Genomic DNA, 24,568 nt, shown 5'->3' on the forward strand with positions numbered 1-24,568 from the left:
GAATGGTTGGTTGCAGCGATAGACATACCACTGTTTTCGCCGGTGATAAACCATTCGGCGGCCTTCACTTCTTCCTGCCGGTCGAACTGTCCCAGATAGTTAAAACAAATACCTGGTAGTTCATGCGCCGTATAGCCTATTACCGGACCATAACCAATACCATTGCGGGGCACCTCGCGTAATGTTTCCTTTACTCCGATGACGAGTGTACCCCAGTCATTACCGGTGGCGGTCAGTTGCACCGGATACATGGTCGTAAACCATCCGGTAGTATGGGTGATATCTACGGCTGCCGATAGCTCTTCCCTGCCATGGCTTTCCAGCAATACGTAATGCTCGTTACGGCCTGTCACATCAGCCAGCGCCCTGCTCAATGCAGCGAGTAAAATATCATTGATCTGCGTATGGTATACCTGTGCGGTATCACGCAGTAACCGGCGGGTATTGTCCACATCCAGTTTCAGACCGGCATAATTTACCGTCGCAGTGGTACGGGCAGCCAGCAGACTGTTAGCTGCAGCTACACCGGCTATCACCTGTTCCCAGTATGATTTTTCCGCATCGCTATGATAACGGTTTACTTCGTGTACCCATTGCCGGTAGCTGGTTCCTTTTTGTCCTAATAGCTTATTTAGATCCGGTGTTGTTGCTTCCGTCTCCACCAAATGACGATAGATCTTTTCCAGGTCTTCACAGATAATCCGCCAGCTCACGGCATCGATCAGCAGGTGATGTGCCGCCAGCCAGATACGTGCACTGCCATCTGCATAGCCTTCCAGGTAGCCGGTCTGCAACAGCCGATCGCCTGTTATATCAAAGTGGTGCTGCCATTCTGTTAATACAGCCGTTAATGTATCGGTAGCAGGCAGGCTGCGTATATCCAGGTAATGGGGGATGATTTCCGGTATCACTTCCTCATAATACTGTTCATAGTGCGTATCTGTCTGCCGGAACCGCAGGCGGAAGCTATCGTGATAACCTGCCAGTAACCGGAGGCTTACTGCCAGCAGCTGCCGATCCAACGGCGGTACCTGTATCAGAAAAGACTGATTCCAATGGTTATATTCCGGGAAGATGCCTTTATCTATCTGACTAAAAAACCATTCCTGGATGGGTAATAATTCCAGGCTACCGGCCAGTATACCCTGTTCTGTCAACAGCAATTTCGCCGGCCCTCCTTCATTTGTTCTCACCAGTTTACTGAGTGCAGCGATGGTCCGGCAACGGAAAATATCCTTCACTGTCACCTGCACGCCTATACGCTGTCTGATCCGGCTCACCAGCCGCAGACTCACAATACTATCTCCCCCTAACCGGAAGAAATCATCTGTTACGCCGATCTGTGTCACCGGCAGTCCCAATACCGACGCATAGATTTCACATAACAAGGTTTCTGTTTCATCAGCGGGCGCCTGGTATACTTCCGTTTGTATCAATAACGGATCCGGTAAAGCACGCCGGTCGAGCTTCCCGTTTACGGTCAGTGGCAATGCATTCAAATGTACCAGCACAGCCGGCACCATATAATCCGGTAAATATTGTTGTAAGTAGATTAGTATTTCCTGTTGATCCAGGGCAGCTGCCGCCACATAATATCCTGCCAGGTAACGGCTGCCAGTAGCCTGTTCTGCAGCCAGTACCACCGCTTGTTCAATCCCCGGATAAGCGATCAGCCGTGCTTCTATTTCACCGGGTTCGATACGATAGCCTCTTAGTTTCAGCTGGCCATCGTTACGTCCCAGGAACATGATATGGCCATCCGGGAGGTACCTGACCAGGTCGCCGGTACGGTATAAGCGGCTATTAACACCTGCTTGTTTTTCTGCTGCCGACTGATACGGATTCGCTATAAAACGATCTGCCGTTATCGCCGGTGCATGCAGGTAGCCACGGGCTACTCCCGCACCACCGATATATAATTCCCCGATACCGCCATCCGGCACAGGGCGTTGAACGGCATCCAGTGCATACGTCGTTACATTCGGTAACGGGCGACCAATAATCTGCACTTCCCCCTGCCTGATATGTCTGACAGTTGCATACACGGTAGCTTCTGTAGGACCGTAATAATTAAAGAGCTGTTTATGGGACGACCAATACAACGCGGTAGCCGCATCGCAAGCCTCTCCTGCGTAGCTGATTGTTTTTAATGCCGGATACTCCACCTTGGGCAACATCGCCAGCATCACCGGTGGCAGGTATACATCACTGATACGATGCGCCAACAGATAATCGTGCAACAGCCCTGCATCTTTCCGGACATCATCGCTTAACAGGTGTAAGGTGACACCCTGCAATAATGCGATAAAAAACTCGGCCACCGATACATCAAAAGTATAGGCGGTATACGCCGTCATCACGGTATCAGCGGTAAAGTCATAGTTTGCTTTTATCCCCTGCAGCATATTAACTACACTGCGATGTTCCACCATCACGCCTTTGGGCACACCGGTTGTTCCACTGGTATAGATCACATAGGCCAGATCAGTCCCACTACTGCGATACACCGGATTGTCTGTATCTCCGGGTGATAACCATGCATCCTGATCCACGGCAGTTACCCTTACCGGCCACCCTGCCGTGATGGCCGTAATACGGTTTATATGATCGCTATCTGTCAATACCTGTTTCGCGGCAATATCGTTCAGGATATAGGTAATTCTTTCTTCCGGATCGTCGGGATTAATAGGTACGTAAGCGCCGCGGGATTTGAGCACGGCCAATATACTAATCAGCGTATATGCCGAGCGGTTCAGGCAAAGTGCCACCAGTTCCTCCTGCTGAACGCCACAGGTTTGCCGGAGATAATCCGCCAGTCTGTTCGCTTTTTCATTCAGGGTACGATAGGTCAGCTCCTCGGAGGCAAATACCAGTGCTACCTGATCAGGACAAGCCGCCGCCTGTATTTCAAACAACTGGTGTATGGTGGTAGCTGCCGGATATGACTGCGTAGTGTCGTTCCGGTTAGTGATGATGGCCGCATACTGTTGCTCACTCAGGTAACTGATATCGCTGATTCTCCCGGCCCGGCTGTATCGGACGAGCTGCTGCAGTATGGTCAGGTAAGTATGACCATACGCAACGATGGTATCATTTTCAAACAAAGCGGTCGCGTAATTAAACAAGCCGGCAATTGTTTCCTGACTATCATCCAGTGTTAAGCTCAGGTCGAATTTTGCCACTGCATAGTGCGGGGTACTATCGTACCAATCAAACAACGATGCGGCGGCGAGCACCGGTTGTCCAAACCCGTGCATATTGAACAATACCTGGAAAAGCGGATGCCGGGAAGTGTCCGGTACTACTGCCAGTTCTTCTACCAGTTTTTCAAAAGGTACGTCCTGGTGGAATTGCGCTGCTACTACTTTATTGCCCACCTCGCGGATAAAATCACGAATGGATTGCGCCGGTGAAATATTTTTTCTCAACACCAGGGTATTGACAAAAAACCCGATCAGTCCTGCTATTTCCGGATGCTGCCGGTTGGCAACAGGCGCGCCCGTGATAATATCCTGCTGATGACTATACGCACTTAATAACAGATAATATCCACTCAATAATACACTATACAGACTTACTTCCAGCTCTTTGGCCGTTTGCCGCAAATCCTGGCTGAGTGACAGTTCCAATGAAAAAGGAACCTGTGCTCCCGTATAACTGAGCTGTTTCGGCCTGGGTTTATCCGTATGCAGTTGCAGGGTTTCATATGCTGCCAGTTCCTGCTTCCAGTAACTCAGCTGTGTGTTTAGTACATCGCCGGTCAGGTATTGTCGTTGCCACAAGGCATAATCGCGGTATTGCACGGGCAGTGCCGGCAGCTGATAAACAGCTGCTGCAGCCTGATCGCCCCGCTGTAATGCCTCCTGGTACCAATACAGCTGTTGCAGTTCCTGCAACAGAATATCTGCCGACCAGCCATCAAATGCAATATGATGCAACACGATTCCCAGTAATCGTTCTTCTTCCTGCAAGGCTGCATGCAGGGTATACAAGGTTACCCTTACCGGATATTCCGTTGTCAGATCAAATACTTTTTTGTTGGCTGCCACCAGATAAGCCGCCAATGTTTCTTCTGCAAACAGCGTACATTTTTCTATATGCAATGGCATCACCGTATCATCCTGCACTTCCTGATAACCCGTATCTTCTTCATTTATTTTAATGAAGCTCCGCAATACTTCATGGCGATGTACAATGGCTCTCACCGCCCACAACAGGCTTTCCTCCCGGGTATCCGGGTGCAACCGGAGTACTATCGGAATATGATAGGCATGGCTGCCTTCTTCAAAGTTTTCAATAAACCATAAACGTTCCTGGGCAAAAGACAAGCGCTGCTGATCTGGTTGCGTAACCGGTACAGCCGTTATCTGCGGCGCCGTCTCTATGGCTACAGTCAACAAATCCGCCAGTTTACGAATCGTTCTGCCCATCAGTATATCTTTTACGCTGAGGGTTTTGTGGGCGGTTTTATTTACCTCGTTCACCAACCGGATAGCCAGTATACTGTTACCTCCCAACCGGAAGAAATCATCTGCTACACTGATCGTATCCGCATCTAATCCCAGTATAGCGCCATATATGCCACATAGTTGTTTTTCTGTTTCACTGGCAGGCGCTTCATAGCGGTGCTGATCACCGAATTGTGGTGCAGGTAAGGCTTGCCGGTCTAGTTTACCGTTAATGGTCAGTGGGATGTTTTCCAATGGTATAAATACAGCCGGTACCATATAATCCGGTAAAGCCGCTGCTGCATGAATCCGCAGGTCATCTTCCGTTACAGCCGTATCTGCTACATAATAGGCTGCGAGGTATTTATCACCGGTCGTTTGTTCCCGGGCTATCACTGCCACCGCTTTCACACCGGCGTAAGTCAGCAGATGGTTTTCTATTTCACCCGGCTCTATCCGATAGCCACGTATCTTTACCTGAAAATCGCTCCGGCCTATATACATCAGGTTACCATCCGGTGTATATCTTACCAGATCACCGGTTTTATACAACCGGCTGTTTATCCCCGCTCCCCTTTCCGCGTCTGTCAGGAATGGATTGGTAATAAAACGCTCTTCCGTCAATGTTGGTAAATGCAGGTATCCACGTACTATACCTGCGCCGCCTATATATAATTCGCCGGTAGCACCGGCTGGTAAAGGACGCAGGTGGGCATCCAATACATAAGCCGATAATCCGGGGATTATTTTTCCGATCAGTGAATCTCCTGGCAGCAGTTTGCTGCTGAGTGTCTGCCAGGTAGCATGTACGGTTATTTCTGTAATACCGTACATATTCACCAATAACGCCGACGGGCATACGTTGTTGTCATACCAGGGTTTTATTCTGGCGAAATTCAGTGCTTCTCCCCCAAATATAATATAGCGCAGGGTATCCGGATGATAAGGCGCTGCTATGGCAACATCCATGAAAGCATAAAAGGCCGCGGGTGTCTGATTGAGTACCGTTACCCCCGTTTCCCGGCACAGGTCATAAAACAGCGTGGTATCCCTTGTCTGTTCATAAGTAGGGATCACCAGTTTACCACCATATAAAAGAGCGCCCCACATCTCCCATACACTAAAATCAAAAACATAGGCATGAAATAATGTCCATACATCTTTATCAGTAAAGACATACTCGTGTTCAGTATGCCGGAATAAATGCATGACCTGCCTATGTTCTACCATCACCCCTTTGGGGTGACCGGTAGTTCCACTGGTATAAATAACATATGCCAGGTGTTCCGGCAACGGAGCCTGCAGCGGAGATACTGCTATGGCAGCTTCATTTTGTAAATCCAGGCTATCAATAGCTAGTATCTTTACCGGCAGATCGTTGGTAAGATCAGTTATTTTTCGTGTATTCGTTTCCGTTGTTAATACAACCTTTGTAGCAGTATCTGCCAGTACATACCGGATCCGGTCAGCAGGAAACGCCGGATCGATGGGCACGTAGGCGCCACCCGCCTTCAACACCGCCAGTATGGCTACCGGAATGTATACAGACCGGTCCAGAAAAAGGGCCACCAGGTCATCCGGCCGGATCTCATAGTTACGCCGCAGGTATGTTGCCAATGCCGTTGCCTGTTCATTTAATTCCCGGTAAGTGAGGATATGATCTCCACACAACACAGCATTATGGTCGGGATGTTGCAACACCTGCGCGGCGAAAATTTCAGGGAGCGTTTCATCCGGCAAGGTAGCTGCGGGAGTATTCCATTCGTACACGATCTGATGATGTATGTCCGGCGGCAGATAAGACAACGCTACTGCTCCGATACCCGGATCCGCCAACAACTGATCCAGCAGTACTTCCATACCATCCAGCATTTGCTGCATCAAGGCAGGTGCAAATAACTCACCCGCATACTTCAACTGTAAGGTGATCACTTGTTCCTGTTCATACGCGATGGCGGCCAGCGGATAATCCAGTTTTTCAATACCTCCTTGCCATACAAAAGACAACGCATTACCGGTGGTGGCAGGCACGGGATAATTTTCATATACAAACAGGCTGTTAAACAGTCGCTCACCCTGTTGCTGCAAGGTGGCCAGCTGTACGTTACTGCGACTGTTTATCTCATTGATATCTGCCTGTAAGGTGCGGATATCTGCTACTGCCAGCCCGGTCGTATGCAGGAAGATGACCGGCAATGTATTGATATACAAACCTACGGAATGTTCAATATCATCTATCGGTAACTGGCGGCCAGACAGCGTCATACCCACTACCGTTGTTTCCGCATGTCCGTAAACATGTAGTTGTTTATGCCACAGATATTGCAATACCGCATTTACCGTAAATCCCTGTGCCGCACAATAGGATTTAAAGGCATGATAACGCGTTTCTCTGATCACAAAAGAGACCGCTTCCGGCATTTTAATATGCCGGTAATCAGACAATGCCGTAAGGCGATGTGCCGGCAGCAATAAATTGCTCAGGTCTTCTTTGGACAACAACTGCCCTACATAATTTTTCCACCATGCTATATGCTCCGTACGATGTTCCTGCAGGTATTGCTGGGCAGCGCTATAACTGTTATCCGGCGATACGGTTACCCATGGTGTATGATATGCCTCATGCACATAGCCCAGCAACACAGGTAAACTCCAGCCATCCAATATGGCATGATGATTACTGAACAGGCAATGGTAATGATCTTCCGCACACTTTATCAGGAACACCCGGAATAAATTACCTGCGGAAAGGTCAAACACTTCCTTTCTGTCGGCCGCAGAAAGCTCCGCTAAGTAAGCCTCCTGTACAGTTGCCGGCAGCTCACTCACATCACTGTAACGCCAGTCGGTCACTCCTGTTTTATCAATTACCTGTACCAACGCTTCGTCCCAGCCGAAACGTAGCCGCAATGCACTGAACCTGGCGTGAGCCGCCTGCCATGCCTGTTGCAACCGGGTCACATCCAGCTGCTGGCGATACTCCCATCGCAACTGTACCCGATAGGCATCATCTATTGCGCCCTGGGTCAACGCATGATAAATAAACCCTTCCTGCAAACTGCTGGCGGCATATACACCGGTTATTTCGCCGGATGCCTGCAATGCATCCAGATAGGTAGCAGAGATGATATGATTGATATCACTTGCAGTGAGATAACTACGGGTAGCCCGGGTGAGGAAACTGATGATGGTTAGCAGCGCCTCCTGGTAACCGATGGCCAGCGCAGATAATATCGTGGGAGGCAGACTGCCTGTCAGGGTACACTGCAAGACGCCATCAATAACCCAACTATTAATATTTATCACCGTATACAGTTGGTTGGCAGCAGCCACTGTGACGCCGCTGTCTTCTCCGGTAATCACCCAGTTCCGGTCTGCTGCAGTACCTGTATTATCCAGCTGTCCGAGGTAGTTGAAGCTGATGCGGGGCAGTTCTGTAGCCGTATAGCCATACAAGGCGCCATAGCCAATACCCTTACGGGGTACGGCACGCAGCATTTCCTTTACCTGTACCAGTATGGCGCCTAACTCCGTTCCATTCGTTTCCAGATGTACCGGATACAGACTGGTAAACCAACCCGTAGTATGGGTGATATCAATGGTATCTGATAACGGTTCCCGGCCATGCCCTTCCAGCAGCACGTGGTGACTGTCGTATCCCGTGAGATCAGATAACGCCATCCCCAATGCTGCCAATAAAACATCATTGACAGCGGTATGATACACCTCGTGCACATCGCGCAATAATAAAGCAGTATGGGCAGTATCCAGGGAGAGCGTCGCCTGTTGCAACGGCCCTGCAGCTAATGTTGTCAGTATAGCGTTGCTGGCAGTCACTCCTTTCAGTACTCCGGCCCAATATGTTTTTTCAGCCGCCACCTCGCTCGCAAACAACGACTCATAGGCGGATACTACGTGTACCCATTGCCGGTAGCTACTACCTTTGGCACCCAGTATATGCGTTGCGGAAATAGCAGCTATACCTGCATCATCTCTTACTTCCCTGCTCAGGTAGGTATACATCTTCTCCAGGTCTTCCTGCAGGATACGCCAGCTGATGGTATCTATCAGCAGGTGATGCGCTGCCAGCCAGATTCTGGCACTACCATCTGTATACCCCTCCAGATAGCCCACCTGAAACAATGGTGTACCTGTCAGTTCAAAACTGCTTTGCCAAACCGTTAAGATATGCGATAGTTCTTCCGGTGTTGTCAGTTCTCCTACATGCAGGTATTTCAGGGCAACAGCAGGTATCTCTTCCTGATAAAACTGGCGGTAACCGGCGGTAGTATCCGCCGCTGCATACCGTAGCCGCAGGCTATCGTGGTAACTGATCAGTTTTATGATACTGGCTGTCAGCAGTGCCTGATCCAATGGCGGTACCCGGATCATGAAGGCATGATTCCAGTGTCCTGCAACAGCTAACAATCCCGATTTTATCTGATGAAAAAAACGTTGCTGCACCGGTAATAGTCCGGCATCGCCCGTCAGCACACCTTGTTCTGTTTGCCAGACTACCGTATCCGATAGTTTACCGGCGATCACCTGCCGGTATAAAGCGGCAATGGTCTTATATTTAAATACATCTTTTACACTCACGTGAATGCCTGCACGTTGCCGTAGCCGGTTGACCAGTTGTATACTGACAATACTATCTCCTCCCAGGCTAAAAAAGTCATCATGAATACTGATCTTAGCAGCATCCAGGCCCAGTATCTCACCATAAATAGTACAAAGCAGTGCTTCCGTTTCGCTGGCTGGACCTTCATATATTTTTTCACCGGTAAACGATGGATCAGGTAACGCCGCACGATCCAGTTTACCATTGATAGTCACAGGCAGCTGTGCCAGTGGTATCAATGCCGCCGGAATCATATACTCCGGCAAACAGTTTTTCAGGTAGTCGTGTAATGCTTCCGGCGATAAGGTTTCATCCGCTACATAGTAACCTGCCAGGTACTTCCCACCGGATGCCTGTTCCCGTGCTACTACCACCGCCTGTTGCACACCGGGATAAGCCAGCAACCTGTTTTCTATTTCACCCGGCTCTATACGATAGCCTCTTATCTTTACCTGAAAATCACTACGCCCGATATATTCCACCTGGCCATCCGGTAAATACCTCACCAGGTCACCGGTTTTGTAGATACGTCCGTTTATGTCTGCCAGCTTTTCTGCGGGCGTCTGAAACGGGTTAGGGAGGAAGCGTGCAGCCGTTAGTTCAGGTAAATGCAAATAGCCCCTGGCTACCCCGGCGCCACCGATATACAACTCTCCGATAGCACCCAGCGGCACCGGAATCATGGCCGGATCCAGCACATACAAGGTGGTATTGGCCAAAGGACGACCGATATAATTGGTGGTAGCGGGTACATTAACTACCGCAGAAACACTTACTTCTGTGGGGCCATAAGAGTTGATCAGCATGACACCCGTCTGCTGCAGTTGTTGCAGCAACGCCGTATTTAAAAATTCGCCACCCGTATTCAATCGCCTGAGAGAAGGTACACCGGCAAATGAGAACTGGGCCAGCAAAGAAGGGGTACTGTGAATATACGTTACCTGATGTCTTACCAGGAGCGCCAGGAATTCATCCGGGTTTTCCCAGATCCGGTTTCTCACCAGCAACAGCGTATAGCCGTTCAGCAACGCCACAAATGTTTGCTTAACGGATGCGTCAAAAACATAATTTGCCAGCTGCAGCACGACTTCATTTTCGCCGAATCCATACCGGCGGGTAATCGCTGTAATGAGATTTACCACGCCGCGGTGCTCCGTCATAACACCTTTAGGGGTACCGGTTGTACCACTTGTATAGATGATATACGCCAGGTTCCTGGCGGTTGTTACCGGCACCGGATTTTCTGCCGGATAATGCTCCAGCAGCCCGGCTTCATCTATCGGAATAACGGCGGCCACAGCGCCGTTGGTGATCTCCTGCCATTGATGTGCATACCAGTCTTCCGTGACCACTATTCTTGTTTTGGTATCGGCCACGATATACGCCTTTCTTTCATCCGGGTATCCGGGATCTACCGGCACATAGGCGCCGCCTGATTTCAGTACACCCAGCATGGCGATGAGCATGTAAGGTGACCTGTCCAGACAAATCACAACCCCTTCATCCGGCTGTATCGCATATTCCGCGCGGAGCAATGCCGCCAGCCGGTTGGCTTTTTCATTTAATTCCCGGTAACTCAGCTTCGTATCTTCCCATATCAGGGCAGTATGATCCGGTGTGTGCGCTACCTGTTCTTCAAACAGCTGCTGCAATGTTTTGTCTGCGGGATATGGCTGGGCGGTATCATTCCATTCGTACAGGAGTTGCCATTGTTCCGCTGTGTTGAGGTATAACAAACGGTCTGCTGTCTGCTCCTGATTTTCCAGTAACTGACCGAGCAACGTCTGTACACCTTCCAGCAGCTGCTGTATGGTAGCAACTGCGAATAACTCTGCTGCATATTTGAGGCTATAGGTAATGATCTGTCCCTGTTCATAGGCGATGACACCCAGCGGATAATCCAGCTTCTCGGTGAAGCCGTTGAAAACAAAACCAATGGCTTCCTCCATCGCATTATTGACAGCAGCCGGATAGTTTTCATAGACGAACAGGGTATTAAACAACCTTTCGCCGCCTTGTTGCAGGGTACTCAACCGCACATTACTACGGGTATTAATTTCGCTGATATAGGCTTGTAGTTCGTGAATAGCATTGACAACACTACCGCTGCCATGTTCCACGATGACCGGCAACGTGTTGATAAACAAGCCAACGGATTGTTCCACATCATCTATCGGCAGGTTACGGCCGGATACGGTCATCCCCACTACTGTAGTACGCGTGTTACCATATACTGCCAGCAATTTATGCCACAGGTATTGCAATACGGCATTTACAGTAAAGCCGTTGGTGGCACAATATTGCTTCAACAGCTGATAGCGTGTACCCGTTATCGTGATCGCCTGTTCCGCAGGCTCTTTTATATGCCGGTATTCCGATAGTACCAGGTGACGGCAGGATGGCTGCAGCAAACTGCTCAGGTCTTCTTTGCCAGCCAACCGTGTCAGCTCTTTTTTCCACCAGGCCGTATGATCATTTCCATGCGCCTGCAGGTATTGCTGCGTAGCCAGATAAGCTGTTTCCGGCTCATCGCTGACAGGTTCTTCCAGCAGCAACTGTCGGTAAGTCGTATGTATATATTCCAGCAAAACGGGTATACTCCATCCATCCAATATGATATGGTGATTACTGAAAAGACAAAAGTACTCCGTTGCCTCGCGCCGGACGATATATACCCGGAACAAATGGCCTGCGGTAAGGTCATAGGGCTCGCGCCTGTCGGCGGCGGCCAGTACCTGTATATATTGCTCCTGCTCCGCTGCCGGCAGCTCACTGATGTCGTGGTAGCGCCAGTCTAAGATGCCTGTTTTGTCGGTTATCTGTACGAGGGTTTCTTCCCAGTCGAAACGCAGACGCAGCACACTGTATTTTTGCTGGGCATAACGCCATGCGGCTTGTAGTTTAGCTACATCCAATGCGTGCCGGTATGCCCACTTTAACTGCACCAGATAAGCGTCGTCTGTATCTCCCTGACTGATGGCGTGATAAATGAATCCTTCCTGCAGACTGTTCACGGGCAACACCGCTGTGATCTCCCGTGTAGCCTGTACCTGTTGCAGGTAAGCCGCCGGCAGGATATAATCCATATCACTACCAGTCAGATAAGTACGGGTTATGCCATGCAGGTATTCCAACAATGCCTCCAGCGCCTCCTGAAATGCTGCTGCCAGTGCGGCCAGCCGGGCGGCAGAAAGCCGGCCCGCGATATAGAATTGTAAACGCCCCGCTGTAATGAAGCTATTGATGGTGATGACGTTATCATCCTGGTTTTCAGCAGCCACCATGATACCCGCAGATTCGCCTGTAATAAACCAGCGTGTCTGCGGATCCCGGTCTTCCCGGTCCAGTTGCCCCAGGTAGTTAAAGCTGATGCGGGGCAGTACTGCCGGTACATATCCGTACAATGCGCCATACCCTATACCGTTACGGGGTACTTTGCGCAACATCTCTTTCACCCCAACCAGCTTTTCCCCGGGTGTGTTGCCTGTTATATCCAGCAACACCGGGTATAGAGCGGTAAACCAACCAGTGGTATGGGTAATATCCACGGTGGCGGTTATCTCTTCCCTTCCGTGTCCTTCCAGTAATATATGCTGTTGATGATTACCTGTGAGCTGTGTCAGTGCGGTCCCCCAGGCAGTCAGTAAGATATCGTTGATATGGGTGTTGTATACGTGATTGCTTTCCCGCAGCAACCAGGTAGTATACTGCGGCGCCAATGTACCTGTCACCTGCTGTGTTACTCCCGCAGTCAATAGTTCCAGTTGTTCGTTGGCAGCAGCAATACCGGCTGTTGCAGCTTGCCAGTAAGCCTGTTCTTCCGGCAGCTGTGCCGCAAATAAAGCAGGATAGGTGGCCAGCGCATTGACCCACTGGCGGTAGCTGCTACCTTTCGATCCCAGTATATCCGTTACCGATATGTCTGTTAGTGTATCCGTTTCCGTGGTAGCCGTCTGCGCTTCCAGGTACTGATAGATGCGTTCCAGGTCTTCGCAGATAATACGCCAGCTGACGGTATCAATCAGGAGATGGTGCCCGGCAAAAAAGATCCTGGCACTGCCGTCCGCATATCCATCCAGATAGCCGGCTTGTACCAGGTGGTTACCGGATAGTTCAAAATCCTGCTGCCAGGCCGTTAAAGTGGCATGGAGCGCATCTGGTGAAGGCAGACTGCCAACATCCAGATAACGCAGCGAAACGGCTTCCGATGCGGCTGCATAATACTGCCGGTATCCGGCGCCATCGGCCTGCGTTGTATAACGCAACCTGAAACTGTCGTGGTACGCGTATAAATATTGTATACTCTGTTGTAAAATAGTTTTATCCAGTGCCGGTACCTGTATCAGAAATGATTGATTCCAGTGATGCGCGGCTGGCAACTGCCCCCTATCCAGCTTACCGAAAAACCAGGCCTGTACCGGCAGCAGGTCCACGTCTCCGGTTAATGTACCCTGTTCTCCCACGGGTGTGGCCACCGCAGGCAGTATATGACGTACCACCTGCTGATAAAGTGTGGAGATGGTTTTATAACGCAGAATATCCTTCACACTTACGTGAATGCCTGTACGTTGCCTTAATCTGCTGACCAGCTGAATAGCGATAATACTATCTCCTCCCAACCGGAAAAAGTCATCCTCCATACCCACCTTACTGGTATCCAGTCCTAACACGGCCGCGTATACGCTACATAGCACTGCCTCTGTTTCATTACGGGGAGCCTGATACTGTGCGGCATCCGTGAACAGCGGTTCCGGCAATGCCGCTTTATCGAGTTTCCCGTTTGGCGTCAGTGGCAGTTTATACAGGTGCACCAGGGTAGCAGGCACCATGTAGTCTGGCAGGTATTCGCTGATATAGGCCAGTAGCTGTTGCGGGTCCGGCGCTTCCGCCGATACATAGTACCCCGCGAGGTATTTACCGCCACCGCGCTGTTCTCTGGGGATGACGACCGCCTGTTTAATTCCCGGGAAGGAGCATAACCGGTTCTCTATCTCTCCTGGTTCTATCCGATATCCGCGGATTTTTACCTGGAAGTCATTTCGTCCGATATATTCCAGGTTACCATCCGGTAAAAACCTGACCAGATCACCGGTTTTATACAACCTGTCATGGCCGCCGGTTTTTATATCGGCAGCTGTACGAAAGGGATTACTGATGAAACGTTCGGCGGTGAGTTCGGGTTGGTTCAGATACCCGCGTGCGACACCTGGTCCGCCCAGGTACAATTCACCAACGGCGCCTACCGGCAAGGGCAGCTGCCGGGTATCGAGTACATAGGCTGTGGTATTCGCAATAGGGCGACCAATCGGTACCGTATCAGCGCCTGCCACCCGGCTGTCGCACAGAAAAGCAGTTGCAAACGTGGTACATTCCGTAGGGCCGTATACGTGACTGAGTTGTACTGTGGGATGTCTTTCGCGGAAAGCGGTCACATGTCCGGGCGATACCTGTTCGCCACCAAACAGTACCTGCTTCAGCCCCTGCAGTCCGGCGATCTTTTCATCTACCAGCGTATTAAACAAGGCAGTGGTAATAAAGAAAATAGTCACCTGCTGTTGCTGCATCAGTGTATCCAATGCGACTACATCCAGCAACGCGGCTTTGGGCGGCACAATCAACGTTGCGCCGTTCAGCAAGGCACCATATATATCAAATACAGATCCGTCAAAAGAGAAATTGGATAAACTCAATATGTTATCCCGGCTGTCGATGGCAACATACGTCGTTTCCTTTACCAGCCGAACGATGCTGCGATGTTCCACCATGACCCCTTTGGGCTTACCGGTAGTGCCGCTGGTATAGATTACATATGCCAGCTGCTGTGCGTCGCAGTGGTCAATAGATATCGTTGCCGGATATACGGCAGTCGCGGCTAAAACAGCGGCTACTGATACGAGCGCTATTGTTCTTTCCGCCGCAAGGGAAGATAACCCGGAAGCATATACGTCACTGGTAAGTATCAGGGTCGTCTGTGTATCCGACAGGATATAGGCAATACGGTCCTGTGGATATTCCGGATCCAATGGTACATAGGCGCCACCAGCTTTGAGTACCGCCAGCATGGCAATCAGCATATCTGCCGACCGGTCGAGGAAAATGCCGATCAAACTATCCGGTGCTACCTTACCTGTACTGTTAAGATATGCCGCAAGCCGGTTGACCTGCTCCTGTAACTGCCGGTAGGTAAATGTTTTGTCATCACTTATCAGGGCTATATGATCCGGCGACAAAGCTACCTGCGCATCGAATAAATGACTGATCGTTTTGTCTGCAGGATAAGGTGTGGCAGTATCATTCCAGTTATGAATGATTTTGTGACGTGTTGGTTCATCCGGCAAGATGTAATCCACCAGTTGTTTATCCAGGTTATTAGCAGCAAGATCTGCCAGCACCTCATAGAACAAATGCCGGTAAAGCATGCCGAAATTTTCCACCAGCGTACGATCCAGCAACCGGTTGTCATATCTGATCCGGTAATTGAGTTTCCCGTCCCGTTGTTTCTGTTCAAACAGCAACATAGCAGAAAGATCGATATTCAGGGAGTCGTTGATGGTGACCTGGTGTACTCCTTCAAAATTAACTGTTGTATCTTTCAGGTTGGTTTGTCCGAATATGATGTCCAGCACTTCTTTTCCGGCGGTATGTGTAATCAGCTGGTTGATGGGCAGGTATTGTCCTTTACTATCCTTTAACCCACGCAGGTAAGACAATACATCATCCACCAGCGCACCCAAGGTAGTGACTTCATCAAACCGGCATACTTTAATAAGTGTGTTGATATGGGCGCCATAAATAAATGTTTTCCCTTCCCTTATCGATACCGGGTAGCCGGTTCCAATATGTTGTTGTCCGGTTATTCTGTATAGTAATATGGCGAACACCAATTGTCCGTAGTAGAAAACTGACAACTTGTATCTGGCAATAATGGCATGAAATCCGGTCGCTTCCAGTTCTCCGATATGAAAGCGGTATTCGCTCACAGGACTTAATCTGGGTGCAGATTCACCATTTTCCGTGTATGCATTTTTTTTCAGAAACTTAAGATCTACCCCGCTAACGCCACTCAGGTGCTGCTTCCACCATGCCTGCATCAGCTCTCTGCCTGCTGTCAGTGTTTGATTCAGCTCAACACCTAACTGAAGGCAAAGTGCTGCCTGCGTAGCAATACTCTGTTTATTCGTGTATTGGGAATCATTATAATACCGGCTGAGTTCAGCGAGAAAAAAATCGGCTTTTACCGCATCATTCAGAATATGTGGCATCATAAAAATCAACCGATGCTTCCCTTCTCCCAGCCTGACTACGTAAAAACGCATGAGCAGTGCCGTTTCCAGCTGAAACGGAAAGCTCACCATTTCCAATATGGCAGCTTCTCCCGGATCGTGCGAATAATAATTGATTAAGTTAGCTGTATCCGGCACCGGGGGACGCTTAATCCAATATACCAGCTCCCCTTCCTGCAACACATTACTGTTTACCAGTAAATACTCATTCATAAAGCGTATCATGGCTTTATTAAATCTGTCCGGATCAAATTCCCCCGACAACACCTGATCCCAAATAATGTTGTAATCACTTCTTAATGGATTCAATAACCATTCATAATAGAATGTCAACTGATAGGGTGTCAACGCAACTTTAATGACCTGTTCAATATCAGCGGAGTCGATAATGGGGGTTTCTATACTCATAAACAAAGCGGGTTATTAATGTTTGTGATTAAAACAGACATCTTAACGGGTTCACTCAATAATATCCGGTGTCTTCGTATTGCTGTCAGTGCAAAAAGGCTATATTAACGTAATGGCATAGTGCTACCCTGACCCTCATAACACCTTAATCTGCGCAGATAATTGAATCGCAAACAAAAGTGTGAAGATCTTTATAACATTGGGATTACTGTAATTCTAAAACATCAGATTCAACAACGCCCACATCCTGGTAGCAGTAGTTACTATTATTACTTAGAACAAATAAGATATCATTTCAAAGGATTAATTTGAGGTAATTCAAATTTATCTCATGGTACCGCTTTAAAACATCAGTTCTTAATTTATCATGCTAAATATGACAACATTAATACCAGACCCATCATTTGCCGAAAATAAAAATCCCCTGATATCCTTTATGCAAAAGGATATCAGGGGATGACTACATTATTTATCTATAAATTATCCTGACAATTTTTTATCAGGAACCGGATGAAGAGTGATTACAATCACCCTTACAATTACAATGGATACAATACTGCTGCCGCTTGTTTATCTTTAGCAGACAATACAGTCGCACCGCTGCCGCACTGCCCACCATTCATGATAGAAGAAGCATCAGTACCACCTACGCCAGGTACTGGTGTAGCGCTGGATTCACCAATGGCAGACCAATTGGTATGTCTGAAAGACACATTGTGGCCCATCTCATGTGTGATGGTTCTTTGCCGCTGTGCGAAACTGTTGCCGGCAATCTGTGCTTTGTTGATTTTAATCAAGGCGCCTGCCAGGCCGCCGGCAGGGAATTGTCCTTGTCCACACACCCCTGCACCGAGGTTTGCATCCTGAATCAATACATCATAGGAAGTACCAGTCGCTAATTCCCAATGGATAGAGCAATTAGGTACGGCGTTCCATTGCGCAATGGCGGCATCAATTTCTGCGCTCATGCTGGTCATGGTCGAATGTACCTTCAGGCGGATTTTTCTACTGTTCGTTTGGCTCACCAGGACGCCGGTGTAAAACTGTTCTGTTTTAACTTTACCGTTATCAGCCGGCACCTGCATGTTTTTCGGGAAAATGATGTCTCCTTCTACAATGTATTCCGTACCATTATCCTGGATATTGGACGGAGCAAATCCTAAGTTTGTAATGTAGGCATACACTTTATCTCCATTACTTTGTTGGGTTGCAGGAGCAGCAGGGTTGTCATTGGATTTGTTACATGCTGCCATCATAAAGGCTGCCAGGGCCACGCCGGCGATAATGCTAAGGCTTTTTTTCATGCGTAGATAGTTTAGGTTAAACTGATTGTTTGAATCGGGATTAAATGTTTAGCAATAAAGGAATACACGTTTATGATCAATTTTTAAACGTTTCATGGTGAAACAGCAGCTACATGCAGCACTGAGACAGTATTACATTGTCATACACCTTATCCCTCATCAGCACACAGCAAGGGTTATTATCATACGGATATGATAATGTAACCTGATTCATCACTGTCTGTACAGCGCATACAGTTACTGCCATAAAACATGTGCTGACAATAATTGATGAATGTTCAGATGGCTTACTAAGCAGATGTAAGTTGTTGCTACAGTTATTTTAATCGCAGAAACCGGGGCATTGATATACGGCTTTAACAGTAATATGATTGTGCTCCTCTTGTAATACGTACGGACGATCTTTGTGACTTAAAACCCCGCTATGACTCATTTACATTGGGTTATACAAATAATTCCCATCACTGTTTTGCTTTACTAAGAAAAGAATATGCTCCGGATGTAAACTCAGATTTTGGTAATCTCTGCAAGGATAGCGTATTCAACAGAAACAAATATTTTTTTTAGACCAAACCGGATTTAAACTCGACCAATCACAAGGCACTTATATATAGTAAGCACGGTTAACTATTTTCATTTTCAACAGTCACCATGCCTGCATACAAGGCAACGCCTGTATGCAGCATGGTGACATTCATTATGATCCTGCAGTACGTCATCACTCACTGATATGGGCAACAGCTACAACAGCTACTGCTGCAATATCAGGCCAGTGGCGCCAGCAATGCATCATAGGAAAAAACCCAGCCAGGGTCCATGGGTGCTTTCAACCATTTGTTTTCTGCAGATTGCAACTGTACGGTTTCGATACGTTCCTTCCGGGTAGTGGCATAACGCTCTACTACCTGCTGCCAGCTGCTGTTACCGGCATCTTCCAGACAACGCAACAAAACAGCCGCATCTTCTATCGCCATCACGGCGCCCTGAGCCATATGTGGCATCATCGGATGACAGGCATCTCCCAACAATACAATCCGCTGCTGATACCACTTATTAACAGCAGGCCGCTCAAATAAAGGCCAGAGCGTCGGGTATTCACTTGCCAGCAATATATCCTGCACCGCAGGATGAAAGCCCGCAAAACTATCCAGCAGTTCTTCCCGGGTAGCTTCTCTGTGCGCTCTTCCCTCCCACGTAGCAGCAGGTACGCCTGCCGCAAAATAAAACAGCGACTGATCACCGGAAAGAAAATAGGAAATCAGGGACCTATCGTGCCCCCACCATTTGGTGAGACCATCCAGCGGCGCTGATCGCAGCTTTGCAGCAGGAATGATGGCACGGAAAGCTGCCTGTCCTGTAAAGGCCGGCGCAGCCTGATCCGCCATCGTTTTCCGGATGGCAGAATAAATACCATCTGCACCAATCACATAGTCGGCCTGCACTTTTGTACCATCTTCAAAAAACAAGGTTACACCGTCCTCTTCCTGCACCGCCTCTTTCAATCTTTTGTTATAGTGAATGGTACCCGGTGTTACCGCCGCGATTAATATGCTGTGAAAGTTACCCCGGTGAATGGTCAGGTAGCTACCGGCGTATTGTTGCTGCATGGTTTGCAACGGAAAATCAAACAGGACTTCGCCCGTATCCCAGGCACGGCTGACAAAAGCAGGCGGTTGAAATCCGGTTGCATGCAAGGCAGGCTCCACTCCCAGTTGCCGCAATACTTTCATGGCATTGGGCGTGATATGAATACCTGTTCCTGCCGGTACAAACGATACCGCCTGTTCATAGACCGTTACCCGGTAGCCATACTTTTGCAGCAACGCTGCCACAGTAGCGCCTCCTATGCCACATCCGACAATGGCAAAAGTTGATTCTTTAAACATACTATCAGATTATAAATACTGTTTAATGACGCAGTTGCGGAACTACGTTTTAATGCAATACATTGCTGCCTCCACAGCCTTGCCCGCTGGGAGATAAAAAAGTGTCGAACAGGTCAGGTACGGTTATCCATCTGCGTTCCTGCCAGCTTTGTGTGGCTTTCTCTGCCAGCTGTACTCCTTTGGCGCCTTCTTTCAGGTTCCAGTGGAAATGTTCGTCTTTTACCACATGCCGCAGGAACAGTTGCCACTCTGCTTTAAAAGCATTTTCATACACTTCCTGTTCCGGCACTTTGGACCAGTTATCGAAGAAGTTGATAGGTTGTTCCATATCCGGATTCCAGGTGGGCCTGGGTGTATTACAATAATGCTGGGTAAAGCAATGCCGCAATCCCGCTACAGCAGATCCTTTGGTTCCGTCTACCTGCATGGTCAGCAGGTCTTCCCGACGTACACGCGTTGCCCAGGAAGAATTGAACTGGGCAATAATACCCTGTTCCAGTTCGAAGGTGGCAAAAGCCGAATCTTCCGCCGTACAAATAAATGACCGGCCGGCTTCATTTACGCGATGTGGTATAAACGTGCTGCCTAAGCAGGATACTGCTTTTACCTGTCCGAAGAGGTTGTCGAGGATATAGCGCCAATGACTGAACATATCCAGGATGATACCACCACCATCTTCTTTGCGGTAGCTCCAGGAAGGCCGTTGAGCCGGTACCGTATTGCCTTCAAATCCCCAGTAACCAAAATCAGCTTTAACAGATAATATGTCACCGAAGAAATCATTTTCTATCAGCCGTTTCAGTTTTATTAATCCCGGCAGCCACAGTTTATCCTGTACTACCCCATGTTTCAGGCCGGCAGCCCGGCATTTGTTGTATAACCCGATAGCCGCATCGGTATCGGTAGCAGTAGGTTTTTCACAATAGATATGTTTTCCGGCTTCAATTCCTTTCAATACCCCATCTGCTCTCAAACCGGTGAGGCGGGCATCAAAATAAACACTGTATTGTTTATTATCCAGTGCTTCGTCCAGGTTAGTCGTATATTTCGTGATACCTGTACGGGCAGACAGCTGTCTGAGCTTTCCCTCATCGCGGTCTACCAGTATGAGGTCCGGCATAATATATTCCCATTCATTCAATTTGATGCCACCCTGCTCAATGATAGGTATCAGAGAGTGCAGCAGGTGTTGATTGGTGGCGATACGTGAAGTGGCTCCATTTATGATAATGCCCACCCTGTGGGTAGTAGTTCGTACGCTCATGACGTTTTGGTTTAAAGGATCATGCTAAAGGTGACTGTTGAACAAATAGACAGATAAGGTCTAAGCCGAATTTCTCCGAAGTGGTATGGTAAGTAATGCTGCTCTCGCCTGTAGGTGAAGTGTAATCAGTTTTCATATCGCAACACCACCATCATCGGGTAGTGCTGTAACTGCAATTACCTTACAGGTATTCCTGCTGTTGCAGTTGTAGGATCAGGCGTTTGTAACGCCCGGATTAACAATGATGTGGGTTAAGCTGATCAGGTTATCCAAACAGATAAACAAACAACTTATCTTCCGGTTATTCTTTTTTGATGATTTCGATGATACTGCATTCTTCCAGTCCGATATCCACGATATTGACCAGTTGTAATCCGGCCTGCGCTGCCAGCACTTCATATTCCCGGCCGGTGCGCTCACGGCCGCCCTGCGCCAGCAACATGTTCACATCATTCAGTTTGGCATAATGCACTTCATTACCCGCAGGGATAATAGTTTCCAGTACCAGTAACCGGCTGTCGGGCCGCATGGCACGGGCACATACCTGCAGGATGCGGGCTACGTCTTTGTCGTTCCAGTCGTGCAGGATATTTTTGAGAATATATAAATCCGCACCTGCCGGTACCGTTTCAAAGAAGCTGCCGCCGGTTGCTGTACAACGGTCTTTCACCGCACTGGCTTCAATTTTACCACTGGTAATTTTTGCTACATAAGGTTCATCAAAGACCACGCCGCTACTTTCCGGAAAAGCGCCCAGGATGTTGATCAATAACGTACCATTGCCTCCGCCTACATCTACAATCGTCTGATAGGGAGAGAAATCATAAACAGTAACAATTTTTTCAATCACCGGCCGGGTAAGATTCGCCATGGCCCGTATGAAGTTTTCACCATCCTGTTTGTTGTGGGTATAATACTCCCATACCGGTGCGCCATACACTTCTTTAAAAGCGGTTTGCCCTGTTTTTACGCTGTGCAGCAACTGGCTCCAGAGCGGCAGCCGGTGGCCGATGGCCGTCAATATCCACCCTTTCATGGAATCAGGAGCGTCTTCCTGCAGGGTGCGGGCCAGCGAGGTGAGTTCAATGGTACCATCATCAGCTTCTTTAAAAATATTAATGCTGAACAGTACCCGCAAGATACGATGAAGCGCATCCGGATCGCTGTCTGTAATGGCAGCCAGTTCGGCTACGGTTTTTCCGCCTGTTTTCAATTCATCTGCAATACCCAGCTTCGCTGCTACATACACGCAACAGGAATACCAGTGACTGATAGATAAATTAAACATAACAGCGGCATCAGAAGCAGATATCGCGGATGTTTCGACAGTAGGTTGTTTCATAAATAAAAATTAGTGTTTAATTATTAGCGATCATGAAAAGAAATGTTAGTACTGTTATATTGACATAGCTCCAAGCGCCTCCAATCGTTACCACTCCCGACCGGATCGGTTCAACGTAAACACACAACTGATCATTCGCGGGAAGCGGGCATGAGTGATGGATACACAATAAACGGGCAAAGGATTATCCGCTACTTTCACTGCCTGTGGCAGGAAGTAAGTGACAAACATATTTCATTGTGAGCATTACTATCGAAGCTGCGCTGTTATGCCGACTGTTACTACTGTAAGAATATATCTCTTCCGCCTACCCTGTTTAAAACAGGAAACACAAAAATGTCAACACCTGCTTTTTGGCAGTATGTTTACATCCACAAGCATGATAATCTGATTAAATAAACCTGTACGGGTTAGGGCTTCTCTACACTTCTCTCATAAAAATAATGCATGTAACTGCAATTTTATTTCAGGTTGCTGAAATAACATATACAGTGCTTGTATAAAACACGTATAACCGGTGGTAAAACCCGCCAGCGGAGCCCGCAGCTTCGTAACAGAAAAAGAGATATTTTTATATTTTTGCGGATCGTATATGCATCTACCATCTATTGCTGAAACCAGCATCCTGCTTTTTGTGCTCATTGCCTTTATGGCACTTTGTATCCGTACCCGCAAACTTTCCGTGCCGGCAGCGTTGACGGCCGGATTAACAGGTATGGTGGTATTCCTCGGTACCAGCTACACCGGTTTATTATTACTGGTACTCTTTTTTATCCTGGGCACCTTAGCCACTTCCCACGGCAAGAAAAAGAAAGCGGCCCTCACACCGGAGGCTGCCCATCCGGAACAAAGAAAGGCCAGCCAGGTATTTGCCAACGGTGGCGTAGCCGCTTTAAGTGCGCTGGCGGCCATCGTTGATCCCGCGCATCAATCGTTATATATAGTAATGCTGGCCGGCAGTCTGGCTTCCGCTACGGCAGACACGCTGTCATCGGAGCTAGGCATGGTATACGGCCGTCGTTTTTATAATATCCTGAGCTGGAAAAAAGAACCGAAAGGACTGGATGGCGTGGTGAGTATCGAAGGTACTTTACTGGGTGCTGCCGGCGCGGTGGTGATTGCCGGCGTATACGGACTGACAGCAGGTTTCGGCGTTGCCTGTCTTTTTATTACCCTGGCCGGCATACTGGGCAACCTCATGGATTCTATACTGGGCGCTGCCCTGGAACGAAAATATTATATAGGCAATGACACCGTTAATTTCCTGAATACGCTTTTCGCGGCATTGGTAGCAGGTGTGTTGTACGGGATAAGTTGAGGGCTATTACACTCTGTTCATGATACCATTGACAAAGATTTCTGCCAACGCTACCTGTTGCCGGATAATACTTTTTACGTCTTTTTCTTCCAGCATATCATAATTATTGCCATTGGCTTCCGGTATGGTAAACCGTAATCCTATCATGGCCTGTACCAGCAAAGCGGCAATTTCACCGGGATTATCCACGGCAAACTCTCCATTCCGGATTCCTTTCTGTATAACAGATTCGAAGATGGCTATTTCTCTTTTTTTGGCATTCATCATGCCTTCGTAAAATGTCTGTGAAGAATACTGTGCGATGCGGAACAATTCCAGTTTATTGAAACGCAATACGAACTCCTGCCGGATAGCCACCATGGCAAAGATATTCCGGGTAGCCGGCTTATCCCGTTCTGCTTCCTGTTTCATTTCCTCAAAATAAAGATCCGCTACTCTTTCCAGCACTGCCTGGTGGAGGCTTTTTTTATCCGGGAAATAATAATACAGGGCTGCTTTGGAGCAATGCAGATCCTGGGCTATCTCATTCATCGTCGTTTTCGCCGCACTATGGCGGGTAAAACGTTTTAAAGCAGCGTCCAGGATTTTATCCTGCATTTCATCTTTATTCTCTGTACCCATTAACTTTCCGGCTTTTATTGCTGAGCAGTCAAAGTTAGTAATAAGAATCAGGAATTACACTATCAGGAGCAGA

At 48.4% G+C, this 24,568-nt stretch carries 7 protein-coding genes (1 of these 7 cut by a window edge); 1 reads left to right on the forward strand and 6 read right to left on the reverse strand.

Annotated features, from left to right (window positions below):
* From OL444_RS24745 to OL444_RS24765, 5 genes are all read right to left on the reverse strand, one after another.
* Nucleotides 1-16,760, reverse strand: partial view of a non-ribosomal peptide synthase/polyketide synthase gene (locus OL444_RS24745; RefSeq protein WP_264729151.1) — the start only. The gene continues 73,090 nt to the left of window position 1, outside the view; 16,760 of the gene's 89,850 nt are visible here — the first part of the coding sequence; the start codon lies at nucleotides 16,758-16,760; the stop codon falls past the left edge of the window.
* A 539-nt stretch (nucleotides 16,761-17,299) separates the two neighbouring features.
* The gene (locus tag OL444_RS24750) at nucleotides 17,300-18,064 is read right to left on the reverse strand and encodes a M57 family metalloprotease (protein ID WP_264729150.1); all 765 of its coding nucleotides are present in this window, start codon (nucleotides 18,062-18,064) and stop codon (nucleotides 17,300-17,302) included.
* Between the two features lie 764 nt (nucleotides 18,065-18,828).
* The gene (locus OL444_RS24755; RefSeq protein WP_264729149.1) at nucleotides 18,829-19,950 is read right to left on the reverse strand and encodes an FAD-dependent oxidoreductase; all 1,122 of its coding nucleotides are present in this window, start codon (nucleotides 19,948-19,950) and stop codon (nucleotides 18,829-18,831) included.
* A gap of 49 nt (nucleotides 19,951-19,999) precedes the next feature.
* Nucleotides 20,000-21,214: a Gfo/Idh/MocA family protein gene (locus OL444_RS24760; RefSeq protein WP_264729148.1), complete on the reverse strand. Its 1,215-nt coding sequence runs from the start codon at nucleotides 21,212-21,214 to the stop codon at nucleotides 20,000-20,002.
* A gap of 301 nt (nucleotides 21,215-21,515) precedes the next feature.
* Nucleotides 21,516-22,556, reverse strand: coding sequence for a methyltransferase (locus OL444_RS24765; RefSeq protein WP_264729146.1), 1,041 nt, complete (start codon nucleotides 22,554-22,556; stop codon nucleotides 21,516-21,518).
* A 592-nt stretch (nucleotides 22,557-23,148) separates the two neighbouring features.
* Between OL444_RS24765 and OL444_RS24770 the strand changes: the two genes are divergently transcribed.
* Complete coding sequence (locus OL444_RS24770; RefSeq protein ID WP_264729144.1) at nucleotides 23,149-23,874, forward strand: DUF92 domain-containing protein; 726 nt, start codon at nucleotides 23,149-23,151, stop codon at nucleotides 23,872-23,874.
* 6 nt (nucleotides 23,875-23,880) lie between these two features.
* Here the strand turns inward: OL444_RS24770 and OL444_RS24775 are convergent, their stop codons facing one another.
* Nucleotides 23,881-24,495, reverse strand: coding sequence for a TetR/AcrR family transcriptional regulator (locus OL444_RS24775; protein ID WP_264729142.1), 615 nt, complete (start codon nucleotides 24,493-24,495; stop codon nucleotides 23,881-23,883).
* Nucleotides 24,496-24,568: the final 73 nt, after the last annotated feature.

It is taken from the genome of Chitinophaga nivalis (genome assembly GCF_025989125.1).
Lineage (GTDB): Bacteria > Bacteroidota > Bacteroidia > Chitinophagales > Chitinophagaceae > Chitinophaga > Chitinophaga nivalis.